Below are 16680 nucleotides of genomic sequence, written 5' to 3' on the forward strand. Positions count from 1 at the left end.
GGCAGTTCGCTTTGCAGCATCTCAAAAGACGAGCGGATTATAACGGGTTATTTCGCTGCTCAGGCAGATAAGTCAATCGCCGGGTTGCCAAGGCTTCGGCTGCGGCGATCGGCGCGTAAAAACAACAGTTGGTTTGATGCGCTGCAAAGTATGTTGTGATTTGATTGCATAGTCAATATTATGACAGGCAACCAGTTTCATTCTCCTAAGTCCACCCGTTTCCGCATCATGCTTTTCCTGATCAACGCGCTTGGCGGCCTTGGCCGCTCCGTCACCGACACCGCCCGCCTCGCTTTCGCGAAGACCGGTGAGTCGTCGCGCTGGCGCAAGCTCGCGTTGTATGCGGCCATGTTCGCGCTGCCGGGTGGATCGATCGCGGTGGTGGCCGTGGTGTGGGCGCAGCGTCGGCGCGCGCAGCCCGAACCCGCCGCGGCAAGCGCTGTCGTGCCGGCCACGCCCGCGACCGCAACGGCAGCAGCGGCAGTAACACCAGCAGCGGATGCGCCCGTGTGCGGTGGCGGCCAGCCCGCCTGCCGCGCACCGAAGCGCCGCCGTAACGACGCGTAACCTGCGCGCCTCACGCCGTAACACCCGCCAACCCTTCCAACGCGTAAGCTTTCGGATTCCGTGTAATGACTAGCGCGTGCGCTACCATTGCCGCAACGCGACAACCCCGTGCGCGCCCGGCCGCCTGAGCGCGCCGGTTGCATCGACAGGAATCCTTGCATGCCTTGCCGTTTCGTCCGCTCCGGCGCGACCGCTGGATCCGCCGGGTCCGTGGCGCGCCGCGCGCCCAAGCCGCTTTCCATCCTGACGCTGTGCGCGGCTGCCGCGCTTACCTTCCAGTTGAGTGGCTGCGCCGTCGGCCCCGACTATCATCGGCCCAGCGCCGCCGTGCCCGCTTCGTTCAAGGAAGCGCCCGAGGGCTGGAAGGTCGCGCAACCCGCCGATACCGCCGACCGCGGCGCGTGGTGGCTGATCTACGACGACGCGCAGCTCAATGCGCTAATGGACCAGCTCAACACCAGCAACCAGACGGTCGCGCAAAATGCCGCCGCCTACCGCCAGGCGCGGGCGCTCGTGGGCGAGGCGCGGGCGGCGTACTTCCCTGTGATCAGCGGTTCGTTCGCGGGCACGCGCTCGTACACGCCCACGCGCGTGTCCAACTCGAGCGGCGGATTGTCGAGCGGCAGCATCAACAACAACGTCAACCTGGGGCTCGACGCCACCTGGGAACCCGATCTCTGGGGCAAGGTGAGCCGCACGGTCAGCTCGCAGGAGGCGAGCCAGCAGGGCGCCGCCGCCGATCTCGCGAACGCGCGACTGTCGGCCCAGGCCACGCTCGCGCAGACTTACTTCACGTTGCGCTCGCTCGACGCGCAGCAGAAGCTGCTCGACGACACGGTCCTCGCGTACCAGAAGTCGCTGCAGCTCACGCAGAATCAGTACGCCCAGGGCGTGGCGGGCCGCGCCGACGTGATCCAGGCGCAAACCCAGCTGCAATCCGCCCAGGCCTCCGCGATCGACAACGGCGTGGCGCGCGCCCAGGACGAGCACGCGATCGCCGTGCTGGTCGGCCAGCCCGCCTCCACGTTCTCGATCCCGCCGTCGCCGCTCGCCGCCACGCCGCCCACGGTGCCGCTCGCCATGCCTTCGGCGCTGCTCGAGCGCCGGCCCGACATCGCCTCGGCCGAGCGCAAGGCGGCGTCCGCCAACGAGCAGATCGGCGTCGCCATCGCGGCGTACTTCCCCACGCTCACGCTGTCCGCGAGCGGCGGCTTCGAAAGCTCGGTGATGTCGCAGTTGTTGCAGATGCCCTCGCGCTTCTGGACGCTCGGGCCCTCGCTTGCCGGCACGATCTTCGACGCCGGGCTGCGCAAGGCCCAGACTGAGGCCGCGCGCGCCGCCTACGACCAGCAGGTGGCCACGTACCGGCAAACGGTGCTGGCCGCGTTCCAGGATGTGGAGGACAACCTCGCTTCGCAGCGCATCCTCGGGCAAGAGGTCGTCGTGCAGCAGCAGGCGGTGGAGTCGGCACAGCATGCGCTCGCGATCGTGACGAACGAGTACAAAGCGGGCACGACCGATTTCCAGAACGTGCTTTCCGCGCAGGCCACGGCCTTCACCGCGCAGCAGAAGCTCGTGAGCATCGGCGGCCAGCGCATGGTGTCGTCGGTGGGGCTCGTGAAGGCGCTGGGCGGCGGCTGGGATGCCTCGCAGATGGATCACGAGACGGGCAGCGTGGCCGCGCCGGCAGTGGCTTCGGTGGCTTCGGCGCCTTCGTCCCCAGCGGCGGCGACTACGGCTACGACGGCCGCGCAGCCGCAGTAATGCGTACGCGCCCGCGCAGGCGGGCGCACGCTCAGACCACGAACCTCAGCGCATGAAGGTCAACGCGACGGTTCCCGGCCCGACCGGCCGGCCCAGCAGATTCAGCAGGCCCGCCAGGTTGTCGCGCTGATCCGGCGCCGCGCTCGCGGTGCCCTGAAACGATGCCGACGCACGCGAGAACGCACCGCGCCCCTCGAGCATCAACGGTCCTTTTTGCGTCGAGAGATCGAGCGTCGACGTCGCCCCTTGCGCCTGCAACACCACCTGATACGTGCCGAGCGGCTTCACGAGCGAAACGCGCGAGCTCATGTTGGCGAGCGAGACGGTCAGTCGTCCGAACGCATCCGTGCCGAACACGCGCCACGGGCTCCACGCGAGCCGCACCTTGCCGTCCAGATCGAGCGTGTTGAAAGGCGCGCCGAGACCCGCGAGCAGCGACGCCGGCACGGCGATCGTGCCCGCGCTCACGTTCGCGCCGCGCATCGACGCATCCACCGTGACCGCGTCGGGCATCGCCTCGGTCTGCAGCATTTCCATGCGCACGCGCGCGACGAAAAGCGGCCAGAACGCCGTACGCCAGACGATGCGCCCCGGCAGCAGCGTCGCGCCGCGCGCGTCCTGGCCCGCGGCCAGCATCAGCGTGGCGGAGCCGTGCCAGAGCGAACCTTCCGGGTCGATCAGATTCACGTGCCCCTGGGTCGCGCGCGCGAACTGCGGCGCGATCCAGGCCGCGGGCAGGCGGGCGAGCAGCACGACGGCGCTCGACAGCAGGCCCACGATCAGCCAGGGCAACGCGGCGCGCAGACGCCGCATCCAGTAACTCATTGCTTATTTCTCCGGCGATTCTCTTTGCGCGCTTTTCGATGCGCGCTTTTTCTTTTTAACGCGTATTCGCCGGTTGCAGCGAGGCCGTCAAGTCGACCTGGCCATCGGCCTTCAGCGCGGTGATGTGCGCCTCGACCACCTGCACCTTGAACTGCTTGCGCACGTCGTCGAGCCACGCGGCCCACGCCGGAAACGACGCGTTCTTCATCTGCACCTGCACCGTCGCGCCGATCAGTTGAATCTGCGCGCCCGTGAGCGCGTGATCGGCGAGCGAGGCGGTGAGCGCGTCCTTGAGCGCCTGGCCGCCCGGCGCCACGCTCGCCGCCGCGCCAGCCAGCGAGCGCGCCTCGTCGGCCTCGGCCGTCATCTGCGCGAGTCCGCGCTGCATGCCGGGCAAGCTCTCACGCAGGCGCGCGCGGCCGTCGGCGGCGGGCTGCCACAGCACCGACCAGCCGATCGCGAGCGCAAGCACCGCGCCACCCCACGTGAGCAGCGCCTTTTCGCGCGTCGAACGCGCCTCCCAGAAGTCCGTCCAGGCCTCGGCCCACGCGCCGCTCACAGCCGTTGTCTTCACGATGCGCTCCTGATGGTCCATTTGCCCGTGCTGGCATCCACCGTGCCCGCAAGGCCGTTGGCCGCGAGGCGTTTTACGAGATCGGCGTCGACGTCGACGCCTGGCTTGAAGGTCACGTCCAGACGCCGGTCGTGATAGTCGAGGGCCGCGATGGCGTTCGCGGGCACCGGACCGAGCGAGCGCGCGAGGCCGTCGGAGAGCGCGAGGAAGTCGTCGGGCGAAGGCTCGCCCGCGGCCAGGCGCAACTGCTGCAACTGGCGCGCCATCTGCCCGGCGGGATCGAGCACGACCGTCGTCTTCGGGAACGCGTTGAGCAGCAGCTCGGTCATCTGCGCGCTGATCGCGTCGCGCTGGCGCGCCATCATGAGCCACTGGATATTCGCGCCGACGACCGCCACGACGAGCGACGCCGCCACGAGCACGATCGGCACCCGCAGACGGCGCAGCGTCGCGCGGTCGAGCCGCCACGGCTGCGAGGCGAACTCGAACTGGCAGAGGTCGAAACGGCAGGCGAGCGCGCGGCGCGCGAGCGCCTCGAACGTGAGCGTCTGCGCGCCCGGCAACGTGGCGGCCAGCGACGCGCGCGCGGCGGCGCTCACGGGCTCGCCTGGCAGATTGGTGAGGACGTAGCCCGAAACCGGCGCGCCGCCCGCGAGCGCCGTGACGGTGGCGGCGACGCTCGCGGCGGGCACCGCGAAGCCCTCGGCGAGCGCGCCGCGCACGATCGCGAGTTCGAGCGCCTCTTGCGCCGTGGCGGCCGCGGGTTCGGGCGCGACGCCGGGCAGCAGCGTGGGCGCGGTCGCGACGACATGGCCGAGCACGCACGCGGTCACGGGTTCGAGCGCGGGCGTCGCGGGAGCCGCGGCGTCGGGCGCTGCGGTCGGCTCTGCGGGCTCGGCTGGTTCGGTCACCTGAACCTCTTGAACCGCTTCCACCGCCTGCGCGGCCGGCAGGCAGCGCGCCACGGGCACGGCGCGCAGATTGCGGTGCCCCGCGGCGGTGAAGCCTTCCAGCAGAAAGCGGAACCAGCCGCGATCGATGGCCGCCACCACCTGGCGGCCGTCGGCCAGGCGCTTGGGATCGAGCGCCAGATGGCAGGTCTGCGCGTCCTGGATCAGATGATCCTCGACCACGTTCGGCAGCGCCTGACGCAGCCGCGGCCCCTTGAGCGGCGGCACGGTGGCGGCGAGCGTGAGCAGGTCGCGCGCGGCGATCATCAGGATGGTGGCCGAGGCCTTCGGCAGCAGCCCGAGCGCCGAACGGCCCGCGCGCTGCGTGTTGCCCGTCTTGTCGAGCAGCACGAACGGCAGCTCCGGCAGCTGCCATTCCTGCGAGTGGACCGCCGGGTCGCGGGGCGGCATGAGAACGATCAGCGTGCTCAAACGCACCTCTTTTCGATGTTGGTCGGGGACGGATTCATGGTTCGTCGCGAACGCGCACGATGCGCGTCGTATGAGTGAGCGGGTCGCGCCAGACAAGCGTCGTGCGGTCCACCTCGGCGCGCTCGTGCTGCACGCGCCCATGTACCAGAAAATAACTCGTGTTGACGTCGATCTGCGTGGTATCGATCGAGGCCTGCTTCACGCCCACGCCTTCGAGCGCGAGCTGCACGTCGCTCACATTGCGGAAAAACACGCTCTGGCGACGCGCGACGAGCGCCTGTGCGTTCGACAGGCTCATGCCCGTCACGACGGAGGCGATCACCTCGGCGCTCGCCGTGTTCATGTTCACGGGCGTCACGGTGGGCAGGATCGTCACGAACGGGCGCAGCCGTGCGACGGCGTCGGGCGTGAAGCCGGGCACGTCGAGCAGCGAATCGACGCTCGTCATCAGGAGCGGCGCGACGCCGCTGTTGTTGTCGGAATCGGAGAGGCCGGGGTTGTCGGTGTAGTTGCCGCCGCCAGTCGTTCCGCCGCCTGCGAGCACCTCGGTTTGCGAGGTGCCGCTCGTCGTAGCGGTTTGCGTCTGGAAGCGCGTTGCCGAGTAGGCGAGGCCCGAGCGCAGATACACCGCGGTGTTCTTGGCGAGTTGCTGGTCGATGCCGAGAATCTGCAACAGGCGCGCGAACGCTTCGATCTCGGTCAGGTTCAGCTGCAGCGAGCCCGGCGCGTTGCTCGCCACCAGATCGCGCAGATTGAAGCGCGCCTGGGCGTCTTCGATCGAACCCGAGAGCCAGGTGTCCGCGCCCTGTTGCGCGCGCGCGTCGCCGATCTGGCCGAGAAAGTCGGACAGCCGCGTTCTCGCGAGCGGCACGCCCCACGCGCCGCCAAGATACGTGATGCCCGCCGACGTATCCGCTTCGGAGCGCAGCACGAGGCGCGTCCAGTCGAGCGAGGCGCGTGCAATCCATTGCGCCTGTGCGAGCAGCCGCTGATTTTCGATGCGGCGCAACTGCACCTGCTGGCGCCACAACATGCCCGAGACGAGGATCGCCGACAGCGCCACGACGAGCAGCGCGCTGATGATGGCCGCGCCGCGCCGCGCGCGCGTAGAGCGGCTGGATCGTCGGAATCGTCTGGCGGAGGTTCGTTGTGTGCGCAACGTCATTCCCCCACCATGAATACGCGGCTCACCGGCCGCTCGAGCGAATGCGAACTCACGCTCACCTGCACGCCCGTCACCGCGCGCGGCAGCGGCGCGTTGCCGAGCTGCGGCACCTTGAGATCGTTGTTGTAGCCGCTCACCTGCGAGCGCACGTCCTGCATGTTCGCCGTCCAGCCCGTCTTCGGCACGTACAGGCGCGCGTTGATGACGTCCACGCCGCTCATCATCGGCAACGCGCCCCAGTTGTCGCCCTCGCCGCCGCGCAGTGCGCGCCGCAACTCGCCGAGATTGGCGAGCGGGGGCGACGCATAGCGCACCACCTGGCCGCCCGACACGCGGTAACGCACCACTTGCAGGCGCGGCGCCGCGCCCGGCGGCACCGCGAATGCGCGCACGATCTGCAGCGCACCGCCGTCGAGCGAGATGGCGACGCCGCCCGCTTCGTCATCGGAGGCCGCTTCGCGCAAGTCGATGCGCATCTGGTCGAACATCTGCGCGAACACGCGTTCCTCTGCCATCGAGCGCGTGATGGTTTCGCGCCCACGCATGATCTCGTCGAGGCCGCGCCACGAGAGGATCGCCACCACCGCCATGATGGCGATCGCCACGAGCAGCTCGATCAGCGTGAAGCCGCGCGCTGACGGGGCGCCGCGCGCGCGGTCACAACGAGCGGTTCGTTTCATTGGCGAGCACCGTGACGAGTTGCGCGAGATTGCCGGAACGGCCGGGCGTCGTCACCGAGACCTCCACGCGCCGGAAGACGGGGTTGGGCGTCGTCGCGACTTGCTGTGTGCAGGTCAGCCGCAGATTGCCCTGCGAGCAGTCGAAGCTGCTCTCGCCAAGGTCCGGCCACGCGTGCGCGAGACGCAGTTGCGCGAGCGTGTTGTCCGCACTCCAGCCCGCGAGCAGGCGGTCGTGCAGATCGGCTTCGCTTGCGGCGAGGCTGCCCACGGCGCGCAGCGACGCAGCCAGCGCAATCGCGATGATTGCGAGCGCAACCAATACCTCGATCATCGTGAAGCCGCGCTCACGCACCGGACGAGCCGGACGAACCACGCGAGCGCTGAGGCTGCGCTTTCCCCCACGCATCGAGAGCCGCATCTCAGCGCACCTCGAAGCGGCCAGTGCCGGTGCCGACGATCGTCGCGCGGCCGGCTGCCGAGAAGAGCGTGACCTGCACCGGCACGTCCACGGCTTCGGTGCCGAAAATGAGCCGGTTGGCCTGCGTGTCGTCGCTGCCGGGGTAGGTGATCGACACGCCGGTCACGCCGCCTTCCCAGTGGCGCGGTCCGAGCAGATCGTCGCGCAGCGGACGCCAGCCGTCCTCGGTATGGACGTCGAAGCGGAACCCGCCCGCGAGCGGCTGCCATGCGATGGGCCGGGCGCGCACCTGCGCCTCGTCGCCCGCCGATTCGAACAGCAGCGCGAGCCGCTGCGCTTCTTCGTTCAGGTCGGTGCGCGGATTGCGCGTGAGCGTGAGCGAAGCGAGCGAGATGAGAATCCCCGCGATCAGCAGCACCACGAGCATTTCGAGCAGCGTGAAGCCCGCCGCGCGCGAACGCAGGCCCGCGCGTGAGGTGCGCGCGGTGCGTGGCGATCGGCGGTCCCGGCAAGGGACGAGGTGGCTCGGTTGCATGGATGCGGCGTGGCGGACGACTTACTGCCAGGACCCGATGTCGGCGTCGTTGCCTTCGCCGCCGGGTTTGCCATCGGCGCCGTAGCTGAATACGTCGATCTCACCATGCACACCCGGATTGAGATACCGATACGCGTTGCCCCATGGATCGTTCGGCAAACGCTGGAGATAGCCGCCGTCCTTCCAGTTGTTCGGCACGGGGTCGGTCGTCGGCTTTTGCACGAGTGCCTGCAGCCCCTGGTCCTGGGTCGGATAGCGGCCGTTGTCGAGGCGATAGAGCTTCATCGCCTGCATGATCGTGCCGATGTCCTGGCGCGCGGCGACGCGGCGCGCTTCATCGGGACGGCTCATGATCTTCGGCACGATCAACGCGGCCAGAATGCCGAGAATCGCGATCACGACCATGATTTCGATGAGCGTGAAGCCGCGTTGGCGGCGCGCGCGCGTGACTTCGATTTCGGCACGGCGTTTGGCCCACATGGACATGAGTTCTTTCCTCCCTCGCTAGATATGGTTGCGGTGCACGCCTGTGCGCCGCGCTTCGTCCCGCCTGCAATCGACCCCGTCGCTCGCATCGGCCGGGTCCTCGCATGCATGACGGGTCATTGTAATGTCACACGATGACGCCTTTCCGACGCCTTGCGGGCATGGCAAACGCGTACATCAAAAATTTCATAAACCTTCGTACAATGAGCGCATGAGCCCACTGCAAATCCGCCTTCTTTCCCTCGCCGCGTTTGCGGTGTTCTGCGCCACGGCCACGTGGTGGACGATCACCCTCGCCACCAGCCGCGCGGCGCCGGTGCAGGCCGCCGCCGCCCGGGTGCCGGTTTCGCTCGACCAGGCCGGCACGCCGTTCGGCGGCAGGCTCGAGCGCAACCCCGTGCAGGACATTCACCTGTTCGGCATCCTCTCGCTCGCGCAGGGCGCAGCGGCCATCGTCAGCGTGGGCGGTGAACCGCCGCGAGCCATCTCGCTCGGCGGCCCGATCGACCAGAACTCCAAACTCTTCGAAGTGCGCCCCCGCTCGATCGTCATCGACCGCCACGGCGTGCACTCCGAAATCTTCCTGCCGCCCAACGCAGCCGGTCCCACCATCTACGTGCGCTGAGTTCCGCGCGCCCGGCTTCCTGCGACTTCGTGCAGTTCGTACGCCTTACTGCACGAGGTTGTTCAGCTCGATGATCGGCAGCATCACCGCAAGCACGATCACGAGCACCACACCCCCCATCGCCAGGATCAGCAACGGTTCGAGCAGGCTCGTGAGGAACATCGTGCGCCGCTCGAGTTCGCGTGCCTCGCCTTCGGCCGCGCGGTCGAGCATGGTCGTCACGTCGCCGGTCGCCTCGCCCGAGCGGATCAGGTGCACGAGCACGGGCGGAAACGTCTTCGTGTTGCCCAGCGCGCGAGACAGCGACGTGCCTTCGCGCACGCGCACGATGGCTTCGTCGATGTTCGTGCGCATCGCCTTGTTCGAGAGCGTTTCGCCGGCCGCCTGCAGCGCGCGCAGGATCGGCACGCCTGCCGCACTCAGAATGCCGAGCGTGCTCGCGAAGCGCACAGTGTTGTAGCCGCGCACGAGCTTGCCCGCGAGCGGCGCGGTGAGCATCCAGCGGTCGAATGCGAGGCGGGGGCCTGGCCGGCGCAAGGTGGAGCGCACGATCCACGCCACCACGGCCACGGCGATCAGCACCGCCCACCACCACTGCCGCACGAACCCCGAGAGCGCCATCATCACGATGGTGAGCAAGGGCAGTTGCTGCTTCGTGCTCGCGAACACGTTCACCACTTGCGGCACCACGTAGCTGAGCAGGAACGTGACAATGCCGAACGCGATGATCGTGACGATCGTCGGGTACGTGAAGGCGAGCACGATCTTCTGCTTGAGCGCGTTGCGCTGCTCGATGTAGTCGGCGAGGCGCGACAGCACGATGCCGAGCTTGCCGGTGTGCTCGCCCGCGGCCACGAGCGCACGGTAGATGTCCGGGAAATCGCGCGGATGCTGCTCGAGCGCGCTGGCGAGCGAATGGCCGCCGAGCACCTCGGCGCGAATCGCCGCCATCAGTTCGCGGATGTAGTCGCGCTCGGACTGCTCGGTGAGCACCGCAAGCGCCTCGCCGAGCGGCAGGCCCGCCACCAGCAGGCTCGCGAGCTGGCGCGTGAGGATCGCCTGCTCGCGCTGCGAGAGCTTGCGCCCGAGCGCGAGCCGCTGCTGCCTTGCGCCGCGCGTGCGGCTCGCGGCGGGTTCGACCACGAGCGGCGTGAGGCCCTGGCCGCGCAGCAGCGCGCGCGCGCCGCGTGCACTGTCCGCGTCGAGCACGCCCTTTTGCGCTTTGCCCGTGGCGTCGATGGCTTCGAAGCGAAATGCCGGCATGTTGCTGATCGCCCTCGCTCTTATTGAGAGTCCATCTGGTGGTTCATCGTGCGGTGCATCACGCGCCGCCCGTCACGCGCAGCACTTCCTCGAGCGACGTCCTGCCCGCTTCGACCCAGCGCTCGCCGTCTTCACGCAGCGTGCGCATGCCTTGTGCGCGGCCGGCCGCGAAGATCTCCGCATCGGCGGCGTTGCGGTGGATGAGCGCACGAATCGGCTCGTCGATGAGCAACAGTTCGTACACGCCGCGCCGCCCCGCGTAACCCGAATGGCCGCAGCGTTCGCAGCCCACCGGATGCCAGCGCTTGCGGCCGTCGTCTTCCACGCGTTCTTCCTTGCATACGGGGCAGAGCTGACGCACGAGGCGCTGCGCGAGCACGCCGAGCAGGGACGATGCGAGCAGATACGGCTCGACGCCCATGTCGGTAAGACGCGTCACTGCCGAGGCGGCGTCGTTGGTATGCAGCGTGGCGAGCACGAGGTGGCCCGTGAGCGACGCCTGCACGGCGATCTGCGCGGTTTCGAGGTCGCGGATTTCACCGATCATGATGATGTCCGGATCCTGACGCAGGATTGAGCGCAAGGCGCGGGCAAACGTCATGCCGATGCGCTCGTTCACCTGCGTTTGCCCGATGCCCGAGAGGTCGTACTCGATCGGGTCTTCCACGGTCATGATGTTGGTCGTGGCCGTTTCGAGCCGCGACATCGACGCATAGAGCGTGGTCGTCTTGCCCGAGCCCGTCGGGCCGGTCACGAGCACGATGCCGTGCGGCTTCGCGATCAGCTGGTCGAACTTGCCGAGCGTGTCGCCGGCCATGCCGAGCGCTTCGAGGTTCAGGCGTTGCGCGTCTTTTTCCAGCAGGCGCAGCACCGCGCGCTCGCCGTGGCCCGTGGGCAGCGTGGAAACGCGCACGTCAACCGGACGCCCGCCCACGCGCAGCGTGATGCGGCCGTCCTGCGGCAGGCGTTTCTCGGCGATGTCGAGCTGCGCCATGATCTTGATACGCGAGATCAGCGCGCCGTGCAGCGCCTTCTTCGGGCGCACGACGTCGCGCAGCGTGCCGTCCACGCGAAAGCGCACGACCGAGGCATTCTCGAACGGCTCGATATGAATGTCCGATGCCTGCTCGCGCGCGGCCTGCGTGAGGAGCGCGTTGATCATGCGGATGATCGGCGCGTCGTCTTCGGACTCCAGCAGGTCTTCCACTTCGGGAATGTCCTGCATGAGGCGCGAGAGATCGACTTCGCCTTCCACTTCGCCCACCACCTGCGCGGCGCTGCCGTCCTGACGCGCGTACGCCTGGTTGATGGCCTGCGTGAGCTCGTCGGCCGGCACGCGCACGAGCGCGAACGCGCCGAAGTTGCGCGCGACCTCGGCGATGGCAGCCTGCGAGGTGCGCTCGCTGATCCACACTTCGAGGCCTTCGGCGCGCTGCTGGGCGACCAGAATCTGGCCGCTGCGCGCAAAGCCGTACGGCACGAGCCGAGCGGCCAGCGGCGAGGGCGGCTCGCGGTCCGCACCGTCAGTCGCCGCAGGCGCGTGCGGCGTGCTCACGGCTGCACCCGCGTCGTGGCAGGCGCCGCCTGCTGCACCGGCGTGGTTTCCACCGGCGCCGTCTGCATGGGTGCGGCCGGCTGCATTTGCACGGCGCTTGCCGGATTGGCGGGAGCCGCGGGCTGCACGCCTAGCGCCTGTTGACGCCGCATCTGGTCGAGATCGAACAGGTTCAGCACGGAGCCGCCCTGGCTCGGGCCGACCGGCATCGGCGGCACGACCGGGTCGTCGCGATCCTTGATCAGGTTGTTGTCGGACTTGTATGCGCCCGTCACGCCCTGGATATAGTCGTAGCGATTCGACGTGACCGCCTGCGCCGTGTCGCGGTCGCTGATGATCACCGGACGCAGGAACACCATCAGGTTGGTCTTCTCGCGCGTCTTGTTTTCCGAGCGGAACAGCTGGCCGATCCACGGAATGTCGCCGAGCAGCGGCACCTTGCTGTTGGCGACCTGGTAGTTGTCCTGCATCAGGCCGCCGAGCACGATGATCTCGCCGTTATCCGCGAGTACGGTCGACTGGATCGAACGCTTGGTGAACTCGGGGCCGGCCGGATTGGTCGTCGCGTTGGTCGTGCCCGTCACGATCGCCGAGTCTTCCGTGTACAGCTGCAGCTTCAGGATGCCGCCGTCGGTGATCTGAGGCTTGATGTGCAGCGTCAAGCCTACGTCCACACGATCGTAGGTGTTGAACGCCGTGCTCGCCGTGCCGCTCGTGAGGTTCGAATACGAACCCGTCTGGATCGGCACGTTCGTACCGACGACGATCTTCGCTTCCTGGTTGTCGAGCGTGATGAGGTTAGGCGTGGACAGCACGTTGGCGTCGGCCGTTTGCGAGAGCGCCTGCAGCAACGCGCCAAGCCCCTGCACGCCGAAGATGTTCTTGATCCAGCCGACATTCAGGCCCTGCTGGAGGTTAGAAGCCCCGAGCGCGTTGGCAAGGCCACCGGTACTCGCGGCAGCGGCCGCCGCCGCCGTCAGGTTGACGATGCTGTTACCGTTGCCCGTCGCGAGATTGGTGCCCGCGTAGACGTTGCCGCTCGCCACCTGCCACTGAATGCCCAGGTTGGCGTTGGTGGTCGAGTTCAGCTCGACGATCAGTGCCTCGATATAGACCTGTGCGCGCCGCGCGTCGAGCTGGTTGATCACGGCGCGCAGGTTGCGGTACACCGCGTCCGGCGCCGTGACGATCAGCGAGTTGGTCGCCGCGTCGGCCTGGATCATGCCGCCCGGCTGGTTCTCGTCGCCCTTGTCCTTGTCGCCACCGAGGAAGGGCGCTTCGTTGCTGCCGCTACCGCCGCTGCCGTACGAACTGCCCCCGCCCAGCGAACTGCCCGACGACGTACCGCCGCCAAGCGAGCTCGACGGCAGCGGCGGCGTGCCGGAGGTACCCGTCGACGTGCTGCCGCCGCCGCTGTTGCCGGCCTGGTTGAAGCCGTTCGCGTTGCCGGACGACGACGTATCGTTGCCGCCCTTGCCGAGCATGCCGCGCAGCGTCTTGGCGAGCTGCGTGGCGTCGGCGTTGCGCAGCGGCACGACGTGAATGTTGCCCGGCATGCTGGTCGGCGCGTCGAGCTGCTTCGAGAGCTGGACCGCGGAGGCCAGGCGTTGCGCGTTCGAGGCGCGCAGCATTAGCGAGTTGGTACGCGGGTCGGCGATGACCGAGACCTTCAGCGACGGGTCCGAGGCGCCGATCGCGCCCGGGTCGAGCATCTTCGCGATTTGCGGCGCGATGTCGAGCGCATTGGCATTGTGCAGCGGCACCACCTGGACCTGCTGGCCGGCGGCCGAGTCCACACCCGCGATGATCGAGGCGATGCGGCGCACGTTGTCCGCATAGTCGGTCACGATGAGCGTGTTGTTGGCCGGGTAGGCGGCAATGGTGTTGTTCGGCGAGATGAGCGGGCGCAGCACCGGCAGAAGGTTGTTCGCCGACTCGTGCCTCAGCGTGAACACCTGGGTCACCACCTGGTCGCCACGCGCGGTGGGCGCATTGCCCACATAGGTGGGCACGCCCTGCAGCTTGGCGTCGGCTTCCGGCACGACCTTCAGGACGCCGTGATCCTGCACGAGCGCGAAGCCTTGCATGCGCAGCGCCGACTGCAGGGTCTTGAGCGCCTGGTCTTCAGGTACTGGGTTCTCGGAGACGAGATTGAGCTGCCCCTTCACGCGGGGATCGACGATGATCGTTTTGCCGGTGGCGGCGCCAATTGCCTTCGCCACCTGGTCGATGTCGGCGTTGACAAAATTGAGCGTGACCTGCGCATAGGCAAGCTGTGCCGTAAAGAGTCCGCTCACGAGCAGCGCCGTGGCGACGCGACGCAAAGCCATACGATTTCTTCTCATGGGTGTCTTATCGAAGCCAGCGGCAGACGCGCGCGGCTATTCGTCCTCGACGTACGGCTGTGGGGCCGACTCGCCTGTGCTTTCCTGACTAGTGCCGGCGCCGGCTCTCCTCAGCCCGGACGTCCGTTAGTCAACAAAAGATGGAACAGTAGCAGTTTTTCGTGTCGAATTTGTCACAAAAAATGGCTCTCCGGGGAATTCTTCTAATCGCCGAGCCGCGCCAGCCGGTAATCCCAAGCTGTTTGTAAGCATGCATTCCTCATGAGCTGGCGCGCGCGGACTTCGATTGGCTCGAAGCGCCACGTCTTGTCTGAGCAGCCAGCTTGACGCGTCATCGGTGACCGGTATCATACGAGCGGCCCGAAGGATGGCCAACGCACGTTTCCCCCGTCTTTATGTGGGAATTCCCGCATTGCGCGCCAGAAATCAGGCCGGCCAGCGAGAGATTGCGTCATCCTTCAGGCTGCGCCGTTCGCCTCTTTGCTTGTCCTTTTGTTTGCCCTTTTGTCAGCTTCCGCGCGAGTCGCCATGCCAAACGTCTGGTCCGCTACGCTTGCCGCCGCCGTGGTGCTCGTCACCGCGAGCGTCAGCACGCTCGCGCACGCGGACTGTTTCGACGAGGCCGCGCGCTACCAGAAGGTCAATCCGCTGATCCTGCGCGCCATTGCCTGGCAGGAGTCGCACAACCGGCCCGACGCAGTACACAGGAATGCGAACGGTTCGATCGACTACGGCGTCATGCAGATCAATTCCGTGCATCTGCCCGTGCTCTCGCAGTACGGCATTTCGCAAAGCACGCTTATGGAGCCGTGCAAGAACGTCTATATCGCCGCGTGGCATCTGCGCCAGAAGATGAACAAGTACGGCAACACGTGGGCTGCCATCGGCGCTTACCATTCCGAAACGCCGACGCTGCGCGACCAGTACGCGCAGCAAATCGCCGACATTCTGCGCAAGTGGCATCTCATGCAATAGCACGCTTGAACGCGTGCTGAGTGCTCCCAGCGTGCTTGCGCCCTGAATGCGGCGGCACGCGTGCCCTGCGCGGCGCGCGTGCATGGTGCAAAATGCTGGCTGGCGCCGCACCCTTACGAGGATTTCGATCCTTTCGCGCGGCGCGCCTCCCGACTCACTTTCTGCACCACAACTGCGATGAACCAGCCGCCACTGCCCGTCACCGTGCTCTCGGGTTTTCTGGGCGCGGGCAAGACCACGCTGCTCAACCATATCCTGTCGAACCGCGCGGGCCTGCGCGTGGCAGTGATCGTCAACGACCTCGCCTCGGTGAACATCGACGCCGCGCTCGTGCGCGACGCCTCGGCGCTCTCGCGCGTGGAAGAGCGCGTGGTCGAAATGTCGAACGGCTGCATTTGCTGCACGCTGCGCGACGACCTGCTCACCGAGATCCAGCGTCTCGCCGACCCGGCGCGCGCCGGCCAGCGCTTCGACGCCATCGTGATCGAGTCGACCGGCGTGGCCGAGCCCATGCCGATCGCGGAGACCTTCACGTTCGCCGGCGACGACGGCGTCGCGCTCGACGCGTTCGCGCGTCTCGACACGATGGTCACCGTCGTCGACGCATTCAACTTCCTGCGCGACTACGCGAGCGCCGACCAGCTCGCGCAGCGAGGTGTTGCGACGAGCGAGGAAGACGACCGCGCGATCGTGGAACTGCTCGTCGATCAGGTGGAGTTCTGCGACGTGCTCGTGCTGAACAAGGCCGACCTCGTGAGCGACGACGAACTCGCGCGCCTGCAGCACATTCTCGCGCGCATCAATCCGCGCGCGGTGCAAGTGGTGAGCCGCTTCGGCAACGTGCCGCTCGAGGAAGTGATCAACACTGGCCGCTTCGACTTCGATGCCGCGTCGAGCGCGCCGGGCTGGCTCGCGTCGCTGCACGACCATGACCAGTGCGACGACCCGGCGCATTGCCACGATCCAGCGCATACGCCGCGCGGCGAAGCCGACGAGTACGGCATCAGCAACTTCGTCTATCGCGCGCGCCGCCCGTTTCATCCCGAGCGCTTCTGGGCGCTGCTCAACCAGGAGTGGAAGGGCGTGCTGCGCTCGAAGGGCTTCTTCTGGCTCGCCACGCGCAACGACATCACGGGCACGCTTTCGCAGGCGGGCGGCGTGTGTCGTCACGGTCCCGCGGGCACGTGGTGGGCGGCGCTACCGCGCGAGGAATGGCCGCAGGACGCCGAACTCGAAAAGGAAATCGCCGCCGACTGGCAGGGCGATCTCGACGACCCCAGCGTCGGCGACCGCCGCCAGGAGCTGGTGATGATCGGCGTCGATCTCGAGCGCGACGCGTGGCGCGCGAAGCTCGATGCGTGCCTTCTCAACGATGCGGAATACGCGGCAGGCCCCGAAGCCTGGCTGGGCTACGCCGACCCGTTCCCGTCCTGGGAGCTCGATGACGACGATCACGATCATGATCACGGCGATCACGACGAAATCGTTCACCGTCCCGACTGACCGGAACGACGCGCTCAA

At 67.6% G+C, this 16680-nt stretch carries 17 protein-coding genes; 5 read left to right on the plus strand and 12 right to left on the minus strand.

Annotation, left to right across the window (positions count from 1 at the left end):
• Nucleotides 1-72: 72 nt before the first annotated feature.
• Entirely contained in the window at nt 73-201 is a 129-nt protein-coding gene (locus A3CW_RS54265) for a hypothetical protein (protein ID WP_281175087.1), read from the minus strand.
• Nucleotides 202-228: 27 nt separating this feature from the next.
• Between A3CW_RS54265 and A3CW_RS45745 the strand changes: the two genes are divergently transcribed.
• A complete protein-coding gene (locus tag A3CW_RS45745) occupies nt 229-567 on the plus strand; it encodes a hypothetical protein (protein ID WP_051481333.1) in 339 nt (112 codons plus the stop codon).
• Between the two features lie 159 nt (nt 568-726).
• A complete protein-coding gene (locus tag A3CW_RS0109010) occupies nt 727-2331 on the plus strand; it encodes an efflux transporter outer membrane subunit (protein ID WP_081771574.1) in 1605 nt (534 codons plus the stop codon).
• A 45-nt stretch (nt 2332-2376) separates the two neighbouring features.
• Here the strand turns inward: A3CW_RS0109010 and A3CW_RS0109015 are convergent, their stop codons facing one another.
• Genes A3CW_RS0109015 through gspG form a run of 8 tightly spaced genes read right to left on the minus strand, consistent with a single transcriptional unit; the run spans nt 2377 to nt 8396 of the window.
• Nucleotides 2377-3156 carry a type II secretion system protein N gene (locus A3CW_RS0109015; RefSeq protein WP_028203261.1) on the minus strand — a complete coding sequence of 260 codons (780 nt, stop codon included), beginning with the start codon at nt 3154-3156 and terminating at the stop codon, nt 2377-2379.
• Nucleotides 3157-3211: 55 nt separating this feature from the next.
• On the minus strand, nt 3212-3751 hold the full coding sequence (locus A3CW_RS0109020; protein ID WP_051481334.1) for a type II secretion system protein M: 540 nt from the start codon (nt 3749-3751) through the stop codon (nt 3212-3214).
• Nucleotides 3727-5112 carry a type II secretion system protein GspL gene (gene gspL / locus A3CW_RS0109025; RefSeq protein WP_028203263.1) on the minus strand — a complete coding sequence of 462 codons (1386 nt, stop codon included), beginning with the start codon at nt 5110-5112 and terminating at the stop codon, nt 3727-3729. Before gspL ends, A3CW_RS0109020 begins: the two co-directional genes overlap by 25 nt.
• Nucleotides 5113-5146: 34 nt before the next feature.
• Nucleotides 5147-6277, minus strand: a complete 1131-nt coding sequence (gene gspK / locus A3CW_RS0109030) for a type II secretion system minor pseudopilin GspK (RefSeq protein ID WP_028203264.1) — start codon at nt 6275-6277, stop codon at nt 5147-5149.
• Nucleotides 6274-6957, minus strand: a complete 684-nt coding sequence (locus A3CW_RS0109035; RefSeq protein ID WP_028203265.1) for a PulJ/GspJ family protein — start codon at nt 6955-6957, stop codon at nt 6274-6276. Before A3CW_RS0109035 ends, gspK begins: the two co-directional genes overlap by 4 nt.
• Nucleotides 6935-7363 (minus strand): type II secretion system minor pseudopilin GspI, encoded by a 429-nt coding sequence (gspI, locus tag A3CW_RS0109040; protein ID WP_051481351.1) that lies wholly within the window; start codon nt 7361-7363, stop codon nt 6935-6937. The genes A3CW_RS0109035 and gspI overlap by 23 nt, the downstream gene beginning before the upstream one ends.
• Before the next feature lie 13 nt (nt 7364-7376).
• Nucleotides 7377-7910, minus strand: a complete 534-nt coding sequence (locus A3CW_RS0109045) for a GspH/FimT family pseudopilin (RefSeq protein WP_081771575.1) — start codon at nt 7908-7910, stop codon at nt 7377-7379.
• A 21-nt stretch (nt 7911-7931) separates the two neighbouring features.
• Entirely contained in the window at nt 7932-8396 is a 465-nt protein-coding gene (gene gspG, locus A3CW_RS0109050) for a type II secretion system major pseudopilin GspG (RefSeq protein WP_035512630.1), read from the minus strand.
• A gap of 211 nt (nt 8397-8607) precedes the next feature.
• On the opposite strand from gspG, the gene A3CW_RS0109055 reads away from it, so the two are divergent.
• The gene (locus A3CW_RS0109055; RefSeq protein ID WP_028203269.1) at nt 8608-9021 is read left to right on the plus strand and encodes a hypothetical protein; all 414 of its coding nucleotides are present in this window, start codon (nt 8608-8610) and stop codon (nt 9019-9021) included.
• A 45-nt stretch (nt 9022-9066) separates the two neighbouring features.
• Here the strand turns inward: A3CW_RS0109055 and gspF are convergent, their stop codons facing one another.
• Genes gspF through gspD form a run of 3 tightly spaced genes read right to left on the minus strand, consistent with a single transcriptional unit; the run spans nt 9067 to nt 14169 of the window.
• Nucleotides 9067-10284 (minus strand): type II secretion system inner membrane protein GspF, encoded by a 1218-nt coding sequence (gene gspF, locus A3CW_RS0109060; protein WP_028203270.1) that lies wholly within the window; start codon nt 10282-10284, stop codon nt 9067-9069.
• Nucleotides 10285-10342: 58 nt separating this feature from the next.
• Complete coding sequence (gene gspE, locus A3CW_RS0109065; RefSeq protein ID WP_028203271.1) at nt 10343-11839, minus strand: type II secretion system ATPase GspE; 1497 nt, start codon at nt 11837-11839, stop codon at nt 10343-10345.
• Nucleotides 11836-14169: a type II secretion system secretin GspD gene (gene gspD, locus A3CW_RS0109070; RefSeq protein WP_028203272.1), complete on the minus strand. Its 2334-nt coding sequence runs from the start codon at nt 14167-14169 to the stop codon at nt 11836-11838. Before gspD ends, gspE begins: the two co-directional genes overlap by 4 nt.
• 543 nt (nt 14170-14712) lie before the next feature.
• Here gspD and A3CW_RS0109075 point away from each other — a divergent pair.
• Nucleotides 14713-15159, plus strand: a complete 447-nt coding sequence (locus A3CW_RS0109075) for a lytic transglycosylase domain-containing protein (RefSeq protein WP_028203273.1) — start codon at nt 14713-14715, stop codon at nt 15157-15159.
• 177 nt (nt 15160-15336) lie between these two features.
• The gene (locus A3CW_RS0109080; protein WP_028203274.1) at nt 15337-16662 is read left to right on the plus strand and encodes a GTP-binding protein; all 1326 of its coding nucleotides are present in this window, start codon (nt 15337-15339) and stop codon (nt 16660-16662) included.
• Nucleotides 16663-16680: the final 18 nt, after the last annotated feature.

The organism is Paraburkholderia nodosa DSM 21604 (assembly GCF_000519185.1).
GTDB lineage: Bacteria > Pseudomonadota > Gammaproteobacteria > Burkholderiales > Burkholderiaceae > Paraburkholderia > Paraburkholderia nodosa.